Genomic DNA, 20,239 nt, shown 5'->3' with positions numbered 1-20,239 from the left:
CGCGGCGGGCCGCGGACCGCCGGCGATCCCCATCCGCCGGCATCCGCGGCCCGGACGCATGCCCCCATCCCATGGGCATACGGGCCGGCTCACTGGATCGGATGACGTGAACGGCTTGTGGGAACAGGGCGCCCGAACCGCGGCAGGACCGTAGCCATGAAGATTGTCGTTCTCGGATCGGCGGCCGGCGGGGGCTTTCCGCAATGGAACTGCGGCTGCGACGGCTGCCGCCGCGCCCGCTCCGGCGATCCCGCGGCGCGGCCGCGCACCCAGTCGTCCCTGGCGGTGACCGCCGACGGCGAGCGCTGGCTGCTGCTGAACGCCTCGCCCGACCTGGGGGCACAGCTCCTGGCGGCGCCGGCCCTGCATCCGCAGGGAACGCTGCGCGGCAACCCGATCAGCGCGGCGCTGCTGACCAACGCCGACATCGACCATGTCGCCGGGCTGCTCACCCTGCGCGAATCCCACCCCTTCGCCGTCTACGCGACGCCGCGCGTCCATGGCGTGCTGGCCGCCAACAGCGTCTTCAACGTCCTCAACCCGGACTTGGTGCCCCGCCGGCCGATGGCGCTGGGCGAACCCTTCGCGCCCGCCGATGCCGGCGGCCAGCCGCTGGGGCTGGAGGTCGAGGCCTTCGCCGTGCCGGGCAAGGTTGCGCTCTACCTGGAGGATGCGGCGGCCGGACCGGGCTTCGGCTCCGTCGCCGAGGATACGGTGGCCTTGCGCATCCGCCCCGCCGACGGCAGCAGCGAAGGCTTCTTCTACATCCCCGGCTGCGCCGCCATGCCGGGCTGGCTGGCCGACCGGCTGCAGGGGGCGCCGCTGGTGCTGTTCGACGGCACCACCTGGACCGACGACGAGATGATCCGCAGCGGCACCGGCGTCAAGACGGCGGCCCGCATGGGCCACATGGCGATGTCGGGTCCCGGCGGCAGCATGGCCGCCTTCGCGCCGCTCGGCGTCCGGCGCAAGATCTACATCCACATCAACAACACCAACCCCGCCCTGCTGGAGGATTCGCCCGAGCGGGCGGAAGCGGAGGCGGCGGGCTGGCGCATCGCCCATGACGGGCTGGAGCTGACGCTATGAGCGACATGATGACCCGCGACGAGTTCCGTGATGCGCTCTACGCCATCGGCGAGCGGCAGTACCACGACCTCCATCCCTTCCATCAGCTCCTGCATGGCGGCAAGCTGAAGAAGGGACAGATCCAGGCCTGGGCGCTGAACCGCTTCTATTACCAGGTCTCGATCCCGCGCAAGGACCTGACCATCATGTCGCGGATGGACGATCCGGCGCTGCGGCGGACATGGATGCAGCGCGTGCTCGACCATGACGGCCTGACCCAGACCGGCGAGATCGACGAGACCAAGGCCGGCGGCATCGAGCGGTGGCTGCGGCTGACCGACGGGCTGGGCCTGGACCGCGACTATGTGAGGTCGCTGGACGGCATCCTGCCGGCCACCCGCTTCGCCGTCGACGCCTATGTCAACTTCGTGCGCGACCATTCGCTGCTGGAGGCCATCGCCTCGTCGCTGACCGAGCTGTTCGCCCCGTCGATCCACCGCGAGCGGATCGCCGGCTTCGAGCGCAACTACGCCTTCGCCAACGACAGCACGCTTTCCTATTTCCGCAAGCGGCTGGACGAGGCGCCGCGCGACGTGGAGTTCGGGCTGGAGTATGTGCTGACCAACGCCCGCACCGCCGACGAGCAGACCCGCTGCCTCCGCGCCCTGCGCTTCAAGACGGAGCTGCTGTGGGCGCAGCTCGACGCCCTGCACCACGCCTACGTCACCCCCAACCTGATCCCGCCCGGCGCCTTCGTGCCGGCGGACATGGACGCAACGCGGTACAGCCGGTGAACGCCATCGCCCCCACCCCCGCAATCGCCGAAGCAGACCGGCTGCGCCTGGCTCCCGGTGTCATGCTGCGCAACGACCGCCGCCGCGGCCAGTGGATGCTGATGGCGCCGGAACGTCTGCTGGTGCTGGACGAGATGGCGCTGGCCGTGGTGCGCGCCTGCGTCGGCACGGGTGGCGATGCCGACGCCGATGTCGCCGCCGGCATCGACCGGCTGACCACGGAGTATGATGCCCCCCGCGCCGAGGTTGCCGCCGACGTGCTGGAGATGCTGACCGACCTCCGCAACAAGGGCTACGTCGTCTCATGAGCTGCGCCCTGCCCGCCCTCGCCGCCCGCAACGGCGAGCCGGCTCCGCCCTTCGCCGTACTGGCGGAGCTGACCCACCGCTGCCCGCTGCGCTGCCCCTACTGCTCCAACCCGCTGGCGCTCGATCCCGCCAGCGCCGAGCTGGACACCGCCACCTGGAAGCGGGTGCTGGAGGAGGCCGCCGACGTCGGGGCGCTGCAGGTCCATTTCTCCGGCGGCGAACCGTGCGTGCGCAAAGACCTGGAGGAGCTGGTCGCCCATGCGACCGAGGTCGGGCTCTACAGCAACCTCATCACCTCGGCGGTGCTGCTGGACGCGGCGCGGCTGGACCGGCTGAAGCGGGCCGGCCTCCAGCATGTGCAGATCAGCCTGCAGGACTCCGAAGCGGCCGGCGCCGACCGCGTCGGCGGCTTCCGCGGCGGCCATGGCAAGAAGCTGGAGGTTGCCCGCATGGTGGTGGCGCAGGGTCTGGCGCTGACCATCAATGCCGTCCTGCACCGCCACAATATCGAGCGGGTCAACGAGGTCATCGACCTGGCGATGGAGCTCGGCGCCGGCCGGATCGAGATCGCCAACGTGCAGTATTACGGCTGGGCGCTGGCCAACCGGGCCTCATTGATGCCGTCGCGCGAGCAGTTGCTGGCAATGGACGCCGCGGTGCGTGCGCGCCTGCCGGAGCTGGCGGGCCGGATCGTGGTGGATTACGTGGTGCCGGACTATTACGCCCGCCGGCCGAAGAGCTGCATGGGCGGCTGGGCGCGCCGCTTCATGAACGTCACCCCGCGCGGTCGCGTCCTGCCCTGCCATGCGGCGGAGACGATCCCGGGGCTGGCGTTCGAAACCGTGCACGACCGCAGCCTGTCGGAAATCTGGCGCGACGGGCCGGCCTTCGCCCGCTACCGCGGCACCGACTGGATGCCCGACCCCTGCCGGTCCTGCGACCACAAGGAGGAGGATTGGGGCGGCTGCCGCTGCCAGGCGCTGGCGCTGGCCGGCAGCGCCGACGCCACCGACCCGGTGTGCGAACTGTCGCCGGCCCACGCCGAGGTGGCGGTGCTGCGCGACCGCGACGCCGCGGCGCTGGGCACGGAGTGGACCTACCGGGGGATGTGACCCCGATTCCGCGCTTCAGTCGAGGAAACGCTCCAGCACCATCAGAGTGGTCACCTCCGCCACCTCCGGCAGCTCGACGATGGCGGCGCGGATGGCCTCGATGGCGGCGGTGTCGGTGCCCTCCGCCTGGATGACCATGTCGATGGCGCCGGCGACGGAGTGGAGCGAGACGATTCCCGGAACGCGGTGCAGCTTGGGGACGAGTTGGGCGCAGGTCCGGCCCGGCCGGTGGCGCAAGAGGAAGTGCGCGCAGGCGCCACCGCGCCGCCGATCCTCCTCGACCGTGGTGAAGCCGCGGATCACCCCCGTCCGCAGCAGCCGGTCGAGCCGCTCCTGGGTCGCGCTGCGCGACAGCCCGAGGTCCCGGGCCAGCGCCACCAGCGTGCGGCGGCCATCCTTGCGCAGGGCCGCCACCAGCAGCCTGTCCTTATCGTCCATCCCGATCGCCCATCCCGCACCTCCGCCTGCCACCGGCGATCCGCCGGCCGCACCGGCATCATGCCGGGGTGCAACCGGCTCCCGTCCGGGCGAGAAGGACCATGGACGATTTGAGCGGAGCATCCAATGATCCAGTTCCCTCCGGCGACCCTTCTGCTCGCCGTCGACATGCAGCGCGCCTTCGACGGGCCGTCATGGCCGCGCCGCTGGAACCGAGAGGCCGACCGCAACGGGCTGCGGCTTCTGGAGGGGTGGCGGCGCAGCGGCCGGCCGATCCTCCATGTGCGTCACGATTCGGCCGAGCCGGACTCCAGCCTGCGCCCCGGCCAGGACGGCAACCGCTTCCGTGACGGCTTCGAGCCATGCGGCGGCGAGGGGGTGGTGAGCAAGAGCGTCAACGCCGCCTTCATCGGCACCGACCTCGACCTCCGCCTGCGCCGGCTCGGCGTCGAGCGGCTGGTGGTGTTCGGCATCTCGACCGACATGTGTGTCTCGACCACCGTCCGCACCGGCGCCAACATGGGATGGAAGATCACGCTGGCGGCCGATGCCTGCGACTGCTTCGAGCTGCCGGATGGCCGGGGCGGGACGATCCCCGCCGAACAGGTCCAGGCCGTCCACGTCGCCACGCTGGGTTTCGAGTTCTGCGAGGTCGCCACCACCGCCGGCATCCTCGGGCGGCTGTGACGGCACCGGCGCCGGTCAGTCGTGGCCGGAGCCGCCCTTCTTGCCGCCGCCGTCCTGCTTGTTGACGGTGGCCCAGGCGCGGCGTTCGGCCTCCGGCTCGGACAGGCCGCGCTTCTCGTAGCTTTCCTCGATGTGCTCGGCCTGACGCTTCTGCTTGTCGGTGTATTTCGATTTGTCGCCCTGGGACATCGCGTCCTCCTGTGACTGCCGTTGCACGGTAAACAGGCCCGTCGCCTCCGTGGTTCCTGCCGGACGCCGGCGCCATAGGCGCAAGAGCATAGGCCAGACCGGACTATCGGAAAGCTCGGCTTGCCGCGGACCGATGGCCGCCCCATGCTCTTCCACAAGCTTGGCCGCCAAACCGCCGGCCGTGACGTGCTTCGGGGGAGGATCAGGGGTGTTCAAACTGTTCAACACGGGCCGTGCCATGATGGGCGCGGCGCTGGCGCTCAGCCTTCTCGCCGGGTCGGCACAGGCGGCGGACACGGTGCGGGTCGGCTCCAAGCTCGACGCCGAAAGCGGCCTGCTCGGCACCATGATCCTGCAGGTGCTGGAAGCCGGCGGCATCCGCACCGAGAACAAGGTCCAGCTCGGCCCGACCAAGATCGTGCGCGGCGCCCTGCTGTCGGGCGAGATCGACCTCTACCCCGAATACACCGGCAACGGCGCCTTCTTCCTCAACCTGGACAGCGACCCGGCCTGGAAGAACGCCGGAGCCGGCTACGAGAAGGTCAGCACGCTCGACAAGGAGAAGAACAACATCGTCTGGCTGAAGCCGGCGCCGGCAAACAACACCTGGGCGCTCGCCGTGCGCCGCGACGTCGCCGACGCCAACAAGCTGAAGACGATGGAGGATTTCGCAAAGTGGGTGTCCGGCGGCGGCAAGGCGAAGATCGCCGCCTCCGCCGAGTTCGTCGAGAGCCCGGCGGCCCTGCCGTCCTTCCAGCAGACCTACGGCTTCGCCATGCGCCCGGACCAACTGCTGGTGCTGGCCGGCGGCGACACCGCCGCCACGATCCGCGCGGCGGCGGAGGGAACCTCCGACGTCAACACGGCGATGGTCTATGGGACCGACGGCGCAATCGCCGCCCTGGACCTCGTGGTGATGCAGGACACCAAGGGCGCGCAGATGGTCTACGAGCCGGCACCGACCGTGCGCGCGCCGGTGCTGGAGGCGAACCCGAAGATCCGGGACCTCCTGACGCCCGTCTTCGCCTCGCTCGACGCCCAGACGCTGCGGTCGCTGAACGCCAAGATCTCGGTCGACGGCCAGGACCAGAAGCAGGTCGCCGCCGAGTACCTGAAATCCAAGGGCTTCCTGAAGTAAGCCGATGACGTGACCCTGCATCGCGGCCTTTCCGGCACCGTCGTCCACAACCGCGTCGCCCTGCTGATGGCGGTGGCGGCGGTGGCGGGCGCCCTCCTGCCCTTCCTCGGCTTCGCGCCCAACCGCCTGCTTTCCGGCCGGCCGGTGCCGCTGTGGGCCGCGGTGCAGACGGTCGCGGACATCGGCGCCCTGCTGCCGGGCCTCGTCCTGCTGGGCACCCCCTTCCTGCGGCCGACGCGCGCCGCACTGGGGCTGACCGTCGTCGCGGGCGCGCTGCTCGCGGCGGCCCTTGTCTGGCTGGCCGGCGAGCAGGCGGCGCGGCTGGCGGCCGGCGCGTCGCCCGCCGCCCGCACCTCCTTCGCCTCGGGCTTCTGGGTGATGGCGGCGGCCGGGCTGCTGGCCGCGGTCGACGGCGCCCGGCGGATGGGGCTGGGGACCGCCGGACGCCTGGCGGTCGGCGGGTCGGTCGCAGCGCTGGTGGCGGCGCTGCTCGCCTCCGGGCATCTCGACCATCTCTCGCTTCTCAAGGAATACGCCAACCGTCGCGACGTGTTCGCCGACGCCGTGCTGCGCCATGTCCTGCTGGTGGCGGCGGCGCTGGTGCCGACGCTGCTGGTCGGCGTGCCGCTGGGAGTGGCGGCCCACCGGAGGGCGGCGATCGGGCGGGCGGTGTTCCCGGTGCTGAACGTGGTGCAGACGGTCCCCTCCATCGCGCTCTTCGGCCTGCTGATGGCGCCGCTGGCCGCCCTGGGCGCCCTGCTGCCGGGAGCGGGGATCAGCGGGGTGGGGCCGCTGCCCGCGGTGATCGCGCTGACGCTCTATTCGCTGCTGCCGATCGTCCGCAACACCGCGGTCGGGCTGGAGGGCGTCCCCGCCGGGGTGCGCGAGGCGGCGCGCGGCATGGGCCTCACGCCGGGCCAGATCTTCCTGCGCGTCGACCTGCCGCTCGCCCTGCCGGTCTTCCTGTCGGGCCTGCGCGTCACCCTGGTCCAGGCGGTGGGACTGGCGGCGGTGGCGGCGCTGATCGGTGCCGGCGGCCTCGGCGCCATCATGTTCCAGGGCCTTTTCGCCAACGCCCTGGACCTCGTGCTGCTCGGCGCCGTTCCCGTCATCCTGCTCGCCGTCGCCGCCGACGCCCTGTTGTCCATCGGCATCGCGGCCGCAGCCCGCGGGGCCGGCGGCCGGACAGCCCACCACGCCCCGAACCAGCCACCAAGCCAGCCCCCCAACCAGCCAGGCGACGTCCAGGCAAGGAGTGCCCAATGATCCAGTTCGAGCGCGTCAGCAAGCGCTTCGGCTCCTGGACTGCGGTCGACACCGTGTCCTTCACCGTCGACGAGGGGGAGTTCCGCGTCCTGATCGGTCCGTCCGGGTCCGGCAAGTCGACGGTACTGCGGATGATCAACCGGCTGATCCCCGCCGACGGGGGCGCCATCCGCATCGACGGCGAGGACATCGTCAGCCTGAAGCCGGAGGAGCTGCGCCGGCGCATGGGGTACGTCATCCAGTCCGTCGGGCTTTTCCCGCACTGGACGGTGGAGCGCAACATCGCCACCGTTCCGGCGCTGCTCGGCTGGCCGAAGCCCCGCATCCGTGACCGCGTGACCGAGCTGCTTGAGATGTTGAACCTCGACCCCCGGCGTTACCGCGGCGCCTATCCGCATCAGCTCTCCGGTGGGCAGCAGCAGCGCGTCGGCGTCGCCCGCGCCCTGGCGGCGGAGCCGCGCATCCTGCTGATGGACGAGCCGTTCAGCGCGCTCGACCCCATCACCCGCGCCAGCCTCCAGTCGGAGCTGTCGGCGATCCGCCACCGCACCGGCACCACCGTGGTCTTCGTGACCCACGACATGGACGAGGCGCTGCGGCTCGCCGACCGCATCGCGGTGATGGACCATGGCCGGATGATCCAGTGCGCCACCCCGCTGGAGATTCTGACCCGGCCGGCCAGCCCACTGGTGCGTGACCTCGTCGGGCGCGAGGAGTGGGGGTTGAAGCGGCTGGCGGTGGAGACAGCCGGCGACCGCGCGCGCCGGCAGGAGAGGCTCGGCGGCATCGCCCTGCCGGTCGAAACTCCGCTGCACCGCGCCCTGTCGGAAATGGTGGCCCGCGGCACGGAGCGGCTTCCGGTCGTGGACGGCGACGGCCGCCCGGCCGGCGTGCTCCACCTTTCCGACCTCGTGCGGTCGATGCCGGACGATGCGGCGGGTGGCCAGGCGGGCGGGCGGGCATGACCGGCATGGCCGGGATGTCCCCGCGGGACTGGCTGACCGACCGGCTGATGTTGGGCATGGTGGCGCTGGTGGCGCTGGTGCTGGGCATGCCGTCGCTGAAGCCGCTGTTCGCCGCACTCTATCCCGGATTGGACCGGCCGCTCTACGAGGCCGACAGCTTCGTCCGGCTCACCCTGGACCACATGGCGCTGGTGGGGGGCTCCAGCCTTGCCGCCATCCTGATCGGGACCGGTGCCGGCATCGCCGTCACCCGCCCCTGGGGGCGGGAATTCCGCGGCCTGCTGGAAACGGTCGCCACCATGGGGCAGACCTTCCCGCCGGTGGCGGTACTGGCGCTGGCGGTGCCGGTGATCGGCTTCGGCCCCGAACCGGCGCTGATCGCGCTGACCCTCTACGCCCTGCTGCCGGTGGTCGAGAATACGGTCGCCGGGCTGGAAGGCGTGGCGCCGGCCGTGCTGGACGCCGCCCGAGGTCTCGGCATGGGGCCGGCGGAGGTGCTGTTCCGGGTGGAACTGCCGCTTGCCGCGCCGGTGATCCTGGCGGGGGTCCGCACCGCCGTCATCATCAATGTCGGCACCGCCGCCATCGCCTCGACCGTCGGCGCCAAGACGCTGGGCCTGCCGATCATCGTCGGCCTGAACGGGTCGAACCAGGCCTACGTCATCCAGGGGGCGCTGATCGTCGCCGCGCTGGCTGTGGTGATCGATGCCGGTTTCGACCGTCTGGCGGGGTGGCTGACCCGCTGGTCGAATGCCTGAGAAGCCGGCCCCGCCGGCTGCTCGCAAATGGCGCAGTCGGCATGACGCAATCGGATCACCTCCACGCGACCGCTGAACGGCACCGGGTCCCGGCCGTTCCACAGGCAGGCACACCGACCGGTGCCGCCCCCACAGCCGAGGCCCCGCCATGATGCAACTGAATCCGCCGCTGCCCCTGGAAACGCCCAAGGGACCGGCACTCGCCCATTTCCTGATCGACTACGGGCCGGAGCATCATCTGTGCTGGGTCTGCTTCCAGGACGACACTGGCGAGTGCTGGACCTGGCGCAACCCGGACGTCCGGGCGCCCAAGAACATCACCATGGGGCGGCGGTCCCAGACGCACCACCGCAAGACCGATCTGCGGGTGGCGGAATAGCTGTTCCGCCGGCGGCAACGCCATCCCGGCGTCTTGCCTCGGGCGGACCGCCTGCTAGACTGACCGCCGCCGGGCCATGGCGCCCGGAAGTCCGGATGTTCGGAGAGTGACGATGGCATCGCCCGCCCCGACCGATGCAGCCGGCGGGCTGCCGGTAACTTATGAGCGCCATGGCCGCATCGGCGTCATCACGGTCGACCATCCGCCGGTGAACGCGGTCAGCCAGGGCGTGCGCGGCGGCCTGGTGGCGGCACTGGATGAGGGACTGGCCGACCTGGCCGCGGAGGCGCTGCTCCTGGTCTGCGCCGGACGCACCTTCATGGCGGGCGCCGACATCCGCGAATTCGGCAAGGCGCCGGCCCCGCCGACCCTGCCGGAGGTGGTGGCGTGGCTCGATGCCGCCGGCAAGCCCGTGACCGCGGCCATCCACGGCACGGCACTGGGCGGCGGGCTGGAAATCGCGCTGGCCTGCCATTTCCGCGTCGCGCTGCCGGGCGCCAGGCTCGGCCTGCCGGAAGTGAAGCTGGGACTGCTGCCGGGAGCCGGCGGCACCCAGCGCCTGCCTCGGCTGGTCGGACCGGAAAAGGCGCTGGACATGATCCTGTCCGGCGATCCGGTCGGCGCGGAGGAGGCACTGGCCATCGGCCTCGTCGACGCGGTCGAGGATGCGGACACGCCGCTGGAGGCGGGGTTGCGCGCGGCAGAACGGCTGCTCGACCGACGCCGGCTTGCCGGCAGGGACGTGCTCGTCCCGGTCAGTGCCCGCAGCGGGCGGATCACCGGCACCGATCCCGCCCTGTTCGCCCGGCGCCGGGCGGAACTGGCGGCGAAGACGCCGCACCTGTTCTCGCCGCACCGCATCGTGGATGCGGTCGAGGCCGCCGTCACCCTTCCCTTCGCGGACGGCACGGCGCGCGAGCGGGCGCTGTTCCTGGAGTGCATGGCCTCGCCCCAGCGCGCCGGGCTGATCCATGCCTTCTTCGCCGAGCGCGAGGTGGCCAAGGTTCCCGGACTGCCCACCGAAGCACCCTTGCGCACCATCGGCCGGACAGCGGTGGTCGGCGCCGGTACGATGGGTACCGGCATCGCCATGTGCTTCGCGAACGCCGGCCTGCCGGTGCTGCTGCAGGACAGCAGCACCGATGCCCTCGCGCGTGCGACGGCGACCATCCGGAGAAACTACGAGACGACCGCCCGCAAGGGCCGCCTGACCATGGAGCAGGTGGAAGGCCGTATGGCGCTGATCAGGCCGACGCCGTCCCTGGACGATGTCGCCGGCGCCGACCTCGTGGTCGAGGCGGCTTTCGAAAGCATGGATGTCAAGCGCGCCGTCTTCCGCAGCCTGGATGCCATCTGCAAGCCGGGGGCGATCCTCGCCACGAACACCTCGACGCTGGACATCGACGCGATCGCCCAGGCGACCACGCGGCCTGACGACGTTCTGGGCCTGCACTTCTTCAGCCCGGCACAGGTCATGCGCCTGCTGGAGGTGGTGCGCGGCGCCGGGACGTCCGACACGGTGCTCGCCACTGCCATGGCGCTGGCACGCAAGATCGGCAAGGTCGGGGTGGCGGTCGGCAACTGCCATGGTTTCGTCGGCAACCGCATCCTGCACCAGCGCGGATGCGAGGCGATGGCGCTGGTCGGGGAAGGCGCCAGCCCGCAGCAGGTCGACCGCGTCCTGACGGAGTTCGGTTTCCCGCTCGGCCATTTCGCGATGACCGACCTCGCCGGACTCGACGTCGGCTGGCGGATCCGGCAGGAGCGGCGCAAGGCCGGGGATCCGGAGGCAGAGGCGCCTGACTGGCTCGACGTGCTGGCCGAGCGCGGCCGCCATGGCCAGAAGACCGGCGCCGGCGTCTACCGCTACGAGGCCGGCAGCCGTGTCCCGCTGCCCGACCCGGAAGTCGACAGCGTGATCGCCGAGGATCGCCGCCGCCGCGGCATCACGCCGCGCATCGTCGCCGACGAGGACGTGCGGGAGCGCTGCCTCTATGTGATGGTCAACGAGGCTGCGAAGATCCTCGATGAGGGGGTCGCCGCCCGCCCGGTCGACATCGACGCCATCTGGCTGCACGGCTACGGCTTCCCGTCCTGGCGCGGTGGCCTGCTGTTCTGGGCCGGGCAGGAAGGGCTGAGACGCATCGCCGCAGCGGTGGAGCGCCATGCCCGGCGAACCGGTAGCCCGCGCTGGCAGCCGTCACCGCGTCTGTTGCGGTGGGCGGAAGCCGGATCCATTCCCGGCTGAGCAGCGGGGGCGCAAAGCCGGGGCGTTCCGCCTACCCCCGCCCGGCTTGCAACCCGACGTTTCCCGGCGGCGCCATTTTGCCGAACATACCCAGTGCACCACAGTCGGCGGGCCATCCCCCCGCAGCGCGTGGCAGTCGATCCGCGTTCGCGGCACGCACCATGATGCTTGCGGCTGCAACAGTCCTTTTTGTCGCAGCACCGCAACTTTCTCGCGTTTGATAACAGTCTCACCAGACGCTCACTTTGAACGTTCACTGTTAAACAATGATTAAGCCGCAAAAGCGCAATCGGTCGCGCGTCGTGAGATATTTTTTGACTAACCTCAATTCATTTTCTACCGTTAGGGGTATCATATATCGAACGTCGCGCCCGTCAGACGGGGTGGCGGACAAAGACACGCATGGAGGTTTGGTATGAGGGCGTTTTGGGGTGCAGTGGTGTGCGCGGCCATGCTGATGACGGCGGGAAGCGCCCTGGCCCAGGAAAAGCTTCGGCTCGGGCATGTCCTGGCGAAGGGCTCCCAGTTCAGCGAAGCCGTGCGTGTGATGAACGAGGAACTGCAGCGCCGCACCAATGGCCGCTACGTGATCGAGGAGCATCCGGCCAGCGTGCTCGGCTCCGGTCCCGCCATGCTCGACGGCGTGAAGCTCGGCACCATCGACATGGTGATGTCGTCGGCCGGAGGGGCGCTGTCCAAGTTCAACCCCAAGGTCGGCATCCTCGACATCGCCCTGCTGTTCCGTGACGAGGCCCATGCCGACGCCGTCCTCGACGGCCCCATCGGCGCCTCGCTGCTCGACACCTTCAAGGACCAGGGCGTCGTCGGGCTGGCATGGGGCGAGAACGGCTTCCGCCAGCTCACCAATTCGCTGCGGCCCATCAAGACGCCCGCCGACATCAAGGGGATGAAGATCCGCATCGCCGAGAGCGAGCTCTACAAGCAGGCGTTCGAGACGCTGGGTGCCCAGCCCTTCACCCTCGCCTTCGCCCAGCTCTATCCGGCGCTGAAGAGCGGCCAGGCCGAGGCGGAGGAAAACCCGGTCACGACGATCGTCTCCTCCAAGCTGCAGGAGGTGCAGAGCCACATCACGCTCAGCTACCACACCTATGCGCCGGCTGCGATCCTGATCAACAAGGAGCTGTTCGACGAGCTCCCGCCGGACGTCAAGACCGCCTTCGTCGAGGCGGCCAAGGCCGGCGGCAAGGCGTCCCGGACCTTCGTCCGCAACGGCGACAAGGAAGGGATGAAGGCGCTGCAGGCGTCGGGCATCACGATCACCCCGACCGCCCAGTTCGACCGCGCGGCGTTCGAGCAGGCGCTGCAGCCCTTCTACGCCGAGATGGCGAAGCAGTTCACCGCCGAGAAGATCCAGGAAATCAAGGCCTACAAGTAAATGGTCCCGGCACTCCCCGGTCGGCGTGACGGCCGGGGAGCGCCTTCCGAAACCCCAGGTTGCGCATGGCCGATTGCCGTATCGAAGAACCGATGCATGCAATCCGCTGAACCGCGTCCCCGCAGACACTCAGTACAGGTGGCGGCATGTATCACTTCGCCTCGCGCATCAAGATTTCCCAGAAGATCCTCATCGGCTTCATGGCCACCATCGCCCTGATCGTCTTCCTGGGGGTTCAGTTCGTACAGAACGTCGGCGCCATCCGCCACGAGTTGGAGCTTGTCATCGGCGCCGGCCGGGAGGCGATGAGCACGGCGAGGCTCGTGGAACTGAGCGAGCGCATGGACCGCACGGTCCTGACCTACATCGCCTCCCAGTCCGAAGTGGACCTGGGCACGGCGCGCAAGGAGGTCGAGGCGTTCGGCCGCGCGGTGGCCGAAACCGACGCCGAGGCCGGATCGGCCGAGCAGGACGGCATGGTGGCCCTGCGCAAGGCCGCCAAGGACTACCGCACCGCGTTCGACGCGGTGGTGGAGGCGGTCGGCCGCCGTCGGGACGGCGTCGGCCAAGCCTTCCTGGTCGCCGCCCAGCTCAACACCACGGTCACGGCGGTGGTCGACGGCGCCCTCAACGGCGGGGAGCCGCCGGCGCTGCAGGCGGCACTGCGCCTGCAGCAGGGACTGCAGTCCACCCGCTCCTCCGCCGCGCGCTATTTCTCGACCTTCGATCCCAACGACGCCGGCTCCGCCCAGGGTGAGATGACCCGCCTGAACGAGGCCCTGCAGGACGCGAAGGCGGCGATCACCAACAAGCGCCTGCAACGGTTCCTCGCCTCGCTCGACCCGCAGATCGCCACCTTCGCCAAGGGGCTGGACAACGCGGTCGCCGGCAGCCAGGCGCTGGTCGAAACCCAGGAACGGATCCGCGGCATTCTGGCCGAACTGGAAAAGGGCGTGCACACCATCGTCGACGCCTTCTCGCAGTCGCAGTCGCAGACCCAGGAACGGGCGATCGCAGCGCTGGACTCGAGTTGGCGGCAGGCCGTCGTCACGCCGATCGTCGCCGTCGTCGGCGGCATCCTGTTCGCGGTGCTGATCGCCACCTCGATCGTCCGGCCGATCCGCAGCATGACCGCCGCCATGAGTGCGCTCGCCGACGGCGACACCGGCATCGAGATCCCGGCGACGGAAAACCATGACGAGGTCGGCGACATGGCGCGGGCGGTCCAGGTCTTCAAGGAGAACGCGCTTCGCATGGAGCGCATGCGCAGCGCCCAGGAGGAGGAGCGCCTGCGCAACGAGCAGGAGAAGCGGGAAACCATGAACCGCCTGGCTGTCGCCTTCGAGGAAACCGTGATGGGCGTGGTCCAGAACGTCATTCGCGAATCGGGCCTGGTGCAGACCAACGCCAAGCTGGTGGCCGAGGTCGCCGAACAGACGGTGGAACTGGCGACCCAGGGCGCCTCGGCGACCGAGGAGGCGAGCATCAACGTCCGCATGGTGTCCGACGCGGTGGAGCAGCTTTCGCGCTCGGTCGCCGCCATCAGTTCGCAGGCGTCGGAGTCGACGGACATCGCCCGCGGTGCGGTGGAAGAGGCCCGCTCGACCAACACGGTCGTCGGCGCCCTGGCCGAAGCCGCCGGCAAGATCGGCGACGTCGTCCACATGATCGAGAACATCGCCAAGCAGACCAACCTGCTGGCGCTGAACGCCACCATCGAGGCCGCGCGCGCCGGCGAATTCGGCAAGGGCTTCGCCGTCGTGGCCAGCGAGGTCAAGGCCCTCGCCAACCAGACGACGGTCGCGACCGGCGAGATCGGCGTGCAGATCGACGCGATCCAGTCCAGCACGATGGACGCGGTGAACGCGATCCGGCGCATCGGCGAGACCATTGGCCGGATGGACAGCATCGCGATCAGCATCTCCAGCGCGGTGCAGCGCCAGTTCGAGGCGACCACCGAGATCAGCGACAACCTGCGCCAGGCGTCGCTCGGCACCACCGAGGTCGCCAGCACCATCACGCACGTGCTGCAACAGGCGACCGACGCCGGCACCTCGGCCGAGCAGATGCTGACCAGCTCGGATACCTTCACCCGCCAGACCGAGATGCTGCGGGACGAGGTCAACTCCTTCACGGACCGCATCCGGGCGGCGTGACGCCGTCCGCCGCGGGCCGATCGCGCGGGCGGCTCCCTTCCGGAACCGACACGTTCCAATACCGACGACGGCCTCCGGTTGCACGCGACCGGAGGCCGTTTTGCCATGAACGGCGGCTTCGATACCGCCGGCACGCGAAATGGGGCCGCGGGGTTGATCCCCGCGGCCCCTCCTTTTTGGCCGGTCGCCGGACGATCGCCGGAGGGCGGCGTCAGTTCGACGGCTTGATCGACAGCGGCGCCCCGACCTCACCGGCATAGACGGCAAGCAGCCGGACCGGCTCGATCCCCTGGTTGATGCCTTCGTGCCAGTCGGTCCGCTCGACGAAGGCGTCGCCCGGCTTGTAGGTCTTCGTCTCGCCGCTGGTGCTCTGGATCGTCAGCACACCGTTCAGGATATAGGTGACCAGCGGGATCGGGTGGCTGTGCACGCCGGTCTTGGCACCGACCGGGATTTCGGTGACGCGCGCCAGGATCTGCGGCGTGCCCTTGGGATAGACGATCGGCTTGCCGTCGGAGTGCACGGAGGTTTCGAGCAGGACCACGGACCGCGGCGCCCGGCTGTCGGGGTCGACCAGCACGGAATGCGGATCGACCGCCGGCTGGTGGATGGTGATCTCCTTCTGGGCGACCTGGACCGGTTGGCCGGACTGGGCGGTGGCGGCGGCCGGAGGCATCAGGGCGCCTGCGGCGAGCAGGACGGTCGCGAGCGCGGCCCGGCGAAGGCGGAACGGGCGCGGGCCGGGGAACGGCAGGCAGGGGAGCAGGGGCAAAGTCATGACCTCTCCATCTCAGAGTTATGCCGCGGCCGGGACAGGGGGCGGTATCCGGACAGGATCCGCCGTTTCCCGCCTGTCCTGACGGACGGGATTGCGAAGACGCGGGTGGTGGAGCTCCGTCCCGCACCCGACCGACGGTCGGGTGCGGGACGCAGTGGATCAGGCGCCGGTCAGGCGCCGCTCAGTCCCGAAGGCTCGGGTCGAACTCGGCGGACGACCGGTCGTCGGCCGTGATCACGCTTTCGATCTGGTCGGGGTCCTGCGGCATGGCGAAGGTGATCGACATGCCATCCGGCCCGCGCAGCCGCAGGATGGCATTGATGCCGTCGGCAGCCCCCCAGAACAGCTTGTGCTGGCGCACGCTTTCCGGCCTGTCGATGACCGCCTCGATCAGTTGCGGTCCTGGTGCGGCCATCGCCGCCGCCAGCGCGTCGATGAAGCCGGGCAGGTCGTCGACACGGTGGTGCGCCCAACCGGCGGCCCGGCCGGCAAGCCCGATGTCGATGGTGGGTGGCGACACGAAGTCGAGATATTCGGGAACCTTGGCGGTCGCCAGATAGTCGAAGATGGCGCCGCCGCCATTGTTGAGCACCACCAGCACGATGTTGCGGCCGCCGGCCAGCGACAGGCTGCCGACATCATGCTGGAAGGCCATGTCGCCGACCACCGCCAGCGTCTTGACGGACGGCTGGGCGGCGGCGACCCCGATCAGGGTGCCGATCGACCCGTCGATGCCGTTGACGCCGCGGTTGGCGAACATCCGCAGCCGGCGGGCGGTGCGGCCGGAGAAGCTGTCGGCGTCGCGGACCGCCATCGAGTTTCCGCAGAAGAAGACCGCCCCTTCCGGCGTCGCCTGGACGAGGCGGCGGAGGATCGGCGCCTCCCACAGCGTCTTGTCGAAGGCGGTGTGCGACAGGCCGTCGATGAAGCTGTCGCAGGCCATGAACGACTTCATCCAGCGGTCGGGCGCCGGCTCCAGCCTCCCGGTCGCAACCAGGGACCGGCACAGCACCTCCGGGCTGGCGCGGACCAGCCGGGTCAGCCGCAGGATCGGGTCCTGCCACTTGGTGGTCGGATCGACGCCGATATAATCGGTGCAGTTGCAGCCCTGCAGATAGGTCAGCACCGGCTTGGAAATCGGCGGACCGCCGAAATTCAGCACCCAATCGGGCTTGTGCGTCTCGATGAAGCGGTCGGCGCGCAGGAAGGAATCCGCACGCGCGATCACCGCCACATCCGCCGGAGCCCCGAAGCGCAGGCCGCTGAAGGGGTCGGCGATGATCGGGCTGCCCAGCCGCCGCGACAGGTCGTAGACCGCCTCCGCGAAGCCGGGCTCGTCGGCGTTCTCGTTGGCACCGCACAGGATCAGGCCGGGGCGGCCGGACAGCCGCTCCGCGATGTCGGCGACGACCGCATCCGGCACGCCGAGCACCGGGTTGGTGATGACCGGCGGCGTCGGAACCGGCCGCTTCTTCCGCCCGGTGGCGATCAGCGGATCGCGGAAGGGCTGGTTGATGTGGACCGGGCCCGGCGTCGGCCACAGGCATTGTTCGTAGATGCGCGACGCCAGCGGCGACAGCGTATCGATGCTGGCGTCGGGGAGCGGGAGGTTGTGGGCGGCCCGCACATGCTGGCCGAAGGCGCGGATCTGGTCGATGGCCTGGGCGGAACTGCGGTCCTGGTTCTCCGGGGCGCGGTCGGCGGTGATGATGATCAGCGGCACCATGCCGTTGCTGGCCTCCATCACGCAGGGATAGAACTCGGCGACCGCCGAGCCGGAGGTGCAGATCAGGATGGTCGGCCGCTGGGTGACGCTGGCCAGTCCCAGTGCGAAGAAGCCGGCCGACCGTTCGTCGATCACCACCGCCACGGACAGGTCCGGGTTGGCGCGGCAGGCCAGCGACAGCGGCGCCATCTGCGCACCGGGACACATCACCGCATGGGTGCAGCCAGCCGCCACCAGCGAGTCGATCAGGAAGGCGGCCCAGGCGAAATTCAACTCCGCATCGCCGGAAACGATCCCGCGGAACGTGGTGTTGTCGACGGGCGATCCGTCCAACCCTGCGGCAAGCTGCACGCCACCACCTCCTTTAGAAATTTCATCAACTTTTAGGGACATGGCGCCCTCCAAGACAGCAATACCGAGAATTTCTTTCGACTGTTGGTTCTCATTATGCGGATTTCCACCAAAGCGGCAACCCGTTTGGGCGTGGTGCGGCAATCAGTTCGGGGTAGCCCCGCCTCCTGAGACAGTCTTTGCCTGTGCAGACCCACTCAGAGGCGACTTTCCACGGGCGCGTGCAGAATAATAAGATGGATTTGCAGCCTTGGGTTGCTGTTGATTTGTTAAGCGGTTTCCCGCCGCACACCGGCGCTCACGCAATGGCCATGCCGCCGCGGCTGGCCCGCCCATCGGAGACGCCCCCCATTCCCCGGATCGCCACAGAACCGAGCGAGCTGCTGGCTGACTCCGTCAGTTCAACGACCTCGACGGCGAAGGCGGGTCGAGCACCGGCGCGGCGCGGAAATGGTCGCGCACCGTCACCCCGAACAGGCGCCGCCACTCGCCCGACTTGGCGAGTGGGTTCACGGGCAGCCATGTTCCCCCTCATCGCGCCGGGCTTCTCGTCGAGCATCGGATGGTCACTCCTGACGGTGTCGTGACCAGTCACACGGATGAGGCGGCGAACGCCGGTGCGGAAAGGCAGAAAAAATCCCTCCCCGGCAGGCCGGAGAGGGATGGAGCGGGATCTGGACGCGGTCGGGGAGCGCGACACTCAGGCGTGCGCACCGGCCCCGGCGGCGTCCGGCTTTGCTGCCGCCAGGCCGGCGACCGGCTTCTTCAGGATGCGCAGGGCGACCGCCGTCACCACCGTGCCGACGACCAGCGCCACCACATAGCCCAACAGATGCGTCACGGCATTCGGGATGGGCAGGACGAAGATGCCGCCGTGCGGCACCTTCAGTTCCGCCCCGACCGCCATGGAGATGGCGCCGGTGATCGCGCCGCCGGCCATCAGCGCGGGGATGACGCGCAGGGGATCGCGGGCGGCGAAGGGGATGGCCCCCTCGGTGATGAAGGCGATGCCGAGCACGGCAGCGGCGTTGCCGGCCTCGCGCTCGTCATGGGTGAAGCGGTCGGCGAACAGCTTGGTCGCCAGCGCGAGCCCGAGCGGCGGCACCATGCCGGCGGCCATGGCGGCGGCCATCGGCGCGTAGACCTGGCTGGCGATAAGGCCGGTGGAGAAGGCGTAGGCCGCCTTGTTGACCGGGCCGCCCATGTCGAAGGCCATCATGGCGCCGATCAGCAGGCCGAGCAGGATGGCGCTGCTGCCCTGCATGCCCTTCAGCCAGGCGCTGAGCCAGGCCAGCGCCTCGGCCACCGGCGTGCCGACGACGTAGATCATCAGCAGCCCGGTCAGAAGCGACCCCAGCAGCGGCAGGATCAGCACCGGCTTCAACCCTTCGAGGTTGCGGTGCAGCCTGATGTGGCTGTTGAGGAAGGCGGTGCCGTAGCCGGCGATGAAACCGGCGACGATGCCGCCGAGGAAACCGGCGCCGATGCTGGATGCCAGCATGCCGCCGACCATCCCCGGCGCGATGCCGGGACGGTCGGCGATGGAGAAGGCGATGTAGCCGGCCAGCGCCGGCACCATCAGCGCGAAGGCGGCCTTGGCGCCGATCTGGAACAGCGCGTAGCCGAGCGTCCCGGCGTTGGACTCCTCATAGACATAGATGCCGCCGAGCGCGAAGGCGATGGCGATCAGCAGGCCGCCGGTCACCACGAAGGGCAGCATGAAGGACACGCCGGTCATCAGGTGCTTGTAGGGGCCGCTGCGCTGGGCGGCCCGCTCGGCCTTGCCGGCGCTGACCGCATCGGCCAGCGGCACGGCGCCACCGAGCGGCTTCGCCTCCGCCAGCGCGCGCCGGACCAGCGCCTTCCCGTCGTTGATCGCCGGCTTGGTGCCGCTCTGGAAGACGCGCTTGCCGGCGAAGCGCGACAGGTCGACCTGGGTGTCGGCGGCGATCAGCACCACGTCGGCGTCGCGGATCTCGTCCTCGGTCAGGGTGTCGCGGGCGCCGACCGAGCCCTGGGTCTCGACGCGGACCGTGTGGCCGAGCTCGGTTCCCGCCTGCTGGATGCCCTCGGCCGCCATGAAGGTGTGGGCGATGCCGGTCGGGCAGGAGGTGATGGCGACTATCCGGGACGGCCCGGCGGTGGCCGGTGCCGGCGTCGATCGGGTCCCGGCGGGCGCGGCACCGATCGCGGTCTCCAGAACGGCACGCGCATTGGTCAGCACGGCGTCGAGCCCGGCGGTGGTGCGCGCCAGGCCGGCGAAGCGCTCCTCGCCGAGGTCGCCGTCGCCGACCAGGATGACGCCCCGCGCCGCCGGCAGCGCCGCGGCGTCGAGCGGCGACTGGGTGCCGAGGCTGGTGCGCAGCTCCACGTCAATGCGATGGCCGAGCGTGGCCGCCGCCTTGCGCAGGGCTTCGGCCGCCAGCACGGCCTGGGTGGTGAGATCGCCGGCGGCGATCACGGCCAACAGGTTCGCCATTGT

Annotated in this window: 18 protein-coding genes; 13 read left to right on the top strand and 5 right to left on the bottom strand. The window is 70.0% G+C overall.

Annotated elements, in window-relative coordinates; genetic code table 11:
• Positions 1–156: 156 nt before the first annotated feature.
• From pqqB to pqqE, 4 genes are read left to right on the top strand one after another with little or no spacing between them, the layout of a single operon-like run.
• Complete coding sequence (gene pqqB / locus J2850_RS10355; protein WP_209981266.1) at positions 157–1,089, top strand: pyrroloquinoline quinone biosynthesis protein PqqB; 933 nt, start codon at positions 157–159, stop codon at positions 1,087–1,089.
• Positions 1,086–1,862 (top strand): pyrroloquinoline-quinone synthase PqqC, encoded by a 777-nt coding sequence (gene pqqC / locus J2850_RS10350; RefSeq protein ID WP_209981263.1) that lies wholly within the window; start codon positions 1,086–1,088, stop codon positions 1,860–1,862. Before pqqB ends, pqqC begins: the two co-directional genes overlap by 4 nt.
• The gene (pqqD, locus tag J2850_RS10345; protein ID WP_209981261.1) at positions 1,859–2,170 is read left to right on the top strand and encodes a pyrroloquinoline quinone biosynthesis peptide chaperone PqqD; all 312 of its coding nucleotides are present in this window, start codon (positions 1,859–1,861) and stop codon (positions 2,168–2,170) included. Before pqqC ends, pqqD begins: the two co-directional genes overlap by 4 nt.
• Positions 2,167–3,282, top strand: a complete 1,116-nt coding sequence (pqqE, locus tag J2850_RS10340) for a pyrroloquinoline quinone biosynthesis protein PqqE (protein ID WP_209981259.1) — start codon at positions 2,167–2,169, stop codon at positions 3,280–3,282. Before pqqD ends, pqqE begins: the two co-directional genes overlap by 4 nt.
• A 15-nt stretch (positions 3,283–3,297) precedes the next feature.
• Here the strand turns inward: pqqE and J2850_RS10335 are convergent, their stop codons facing one another.
• Entirely contained in the window at positions 3,298–3,720 is a 423-nt protein-coding gene (locus J2850_RS10335; RefSeq protein ID WP_209981257.1) for an Lrp/AsnC family transcriptional regulator, read from the bottom strand.
• Positions 3,721–3,846: 126 nt separating this feature from the next.
• Here J2850_RS10335 and J2850_RS10330 point away from each other — a divergent pair, with 126 nt between their 5' ends.
• Positions 3,847–4,407 carry a cysteine hydrolase family protein gene (locus J2850_RS10330; protein ID WP_209981254.1) on the top strand — a complete coding sequence of 187 codons (561 nt, stop codon included), beginning with the start codon at positions 3,847–3,849 and terminating at the stop codon, positions 4,405–4,407.
• Positions 4,408–4,422: 15 nt separating this feature from the next.
• On the opposite strand, the gene J2850_RS10325 is transcribed toward J2850_RS10330, so the two are convergent.
• On the bottom strand, positions 4,423–4,596 hold the full coding sequence (locus J2850_RS10325; RefSeq protein WP_209981252.1) for a hypothetical protein: 174 nt from the start codon (positions 4,594–4,596) through the stop codon (positions 4,423–4,425).
• Between the two features lie 208 nt (positions 4,597–4,804).
• Here J2850_RS10325 and osmF point away from each other — a divergent pair, with 208 nt between their 5' ends.
• The 8 genes from osmF (at position 4,805) to J2850_RS10285 (ending at position 14,902) form a co-directional block, all read left to right on the top strand.
• Positions 4,805–5,734: a glycine betaine ABC transporter substrate-binding protein OsmF gene (gene osmF, locus J2850_RS10320; RefSeq protein WP_307354290.1), complete on the top strand. Its 930-nt coding sequence runs from the start codon at positions 4,805–4,807 to the stop codon at positions 5,732–5,734.
• 9 nt (positions 5,735–5,743) lie between these two features.
• Positions 5,744–7,000: an ABC transporter permease gene (locus tag J2850_RS10315; RefSeq protein WP_307354292.1), complete on the top strand. Its 1,257-nt coding sequence runs from the start codon at positions 5,744–5,746 to the stop codon at positions 6,998–7,000.
• Entirely contained in the window at positions 6,997–7,965 is a 969-nt protein-coding gene (locus J2850_RS10310) for an ABC transporter ATP-binding protein (protein ID WP_209981248.1), read from the top strand. Before J2850_RS10315 ends, J2850_RS10310 begins: the two co-directional genes overlap by 4 nt.
• Positions 7,966–7,970: 5 nt before the next feature.
• The gene (locus J2850_RS10305; RefSeq protein ID WP_281414971.1) at positions 7,971–8,723 is read left to right on the top strand and encodes an ABC transporter permease; all 753 of its coding nucleotides are present in this window, start codon (positions 7,971–7,973) and stop codon (positions 8,721–8,723) included.
• 148 nt (positions 8,724–8,871) lie between these two features.
• A complete protein-coding gene (locus J2850_RS10300; RefSeq protein ID WP_209981246.1) occupies positions 8,872–9,102 on the top strand; it encodes a hypothetical protein in 231 nt (76 codons plus the stop codon).
• 112 nt (positions 9,103–9,214) lie between these two features.
• Positions 9,215–11,350, top strand: coding sequence for a 3-hydroxyacyl-CoA dehydrogenase NAD-binding domain-containing protein (locus tag J2850_RS10295; RefSeq protein ID WP_209981245.1), 2,136 nt, complete (start codon positions 9,215–9,217; stop codon positions 11,348–11,350).
• Positions 11,351–11,765: 415 nt separating this feature from the next.
• On the top strand, positions 11,766–12,746 hold the full coding sequence (locus J2850_RS10290) for a TRAP transporter substrate-binding protein (protein WP_209981243.1): 981 nt from the start codon (positions 11,766–11,768) through the stop codon (positions 12,744–12,746).
• A gap of 146 nt (positions 12,747–12,892) precedes the next feature.
• Complete coding sequence (locus J2850_RS10285) at positions 12,893–14,902, top strand: methyl-accepting chemotaxis protein (protein ID WP_209981241.1); 2,010 nt, start codon at positions 12,893–12,895, stop codon at positions 14,900–14,902.
• Between the two features lie 211 nt (positions 14,903–15,113).
• On the opposite strand, the gene J2850_RS10280 is transcribed toward J2850_RS10285, so the two are convergent.
• The 3 genes from J2850_RS10280 to J2850_RS10270 form a co-directional block, all read right to left on the bottom strand.
• Entirely contained in the window at positions 15,114–15,680 is a 567-nt protein-coding gene (locus J2850_RS10280; protein ID WP_246512961.1) for a cupin domain-containing protein, read from the bottom strand.
• Positions 15,681–15,861: 181 nt separating this feature from the next.
• On the bottom strand, positions 15,862–17,757 hold the full coding sequence (menD, locus tag J2850_RS10275) for a 2-succinyl-5-enolpyruvyl-6-hydroxy-3-cyclohexene-1-carboxylic-acid synthase (protein WP_307354297.1): 1,896 nt from the start codon (positions 17,755–17,757) through the stop codon (positions 15,862–15,864).
• Between the two features lie 700 nt (positions 17,758–18,457).
• The gene (locus J2850_RS10270) at positions 18,458–20,236 is read right to left on the bottom strand and encodes a PTS fructose transporter subunit IIC (protein ID WP_209981238.1); all 1,779 of its coding nucleotides are present in this window, start codon (positions 20,234–20,236) and stop codon (positions 18,458–18,460) included.
• Between the last annotated feature and the right edge of the window lie 3 nt (positions 20,237–20,239).

It is taken from the genome of Azospirillum picis, assembly GCF_017876115.1.
Lineage (GTDB): Bacteria > Pseudomonadota > Alphaproteobacteria > Azospirillales > Azospirillaceae > Azospirillum > Azospirillum picis.
This window is presented reverse-complemented; position numbering and strand designations above follow the sequence as displayed.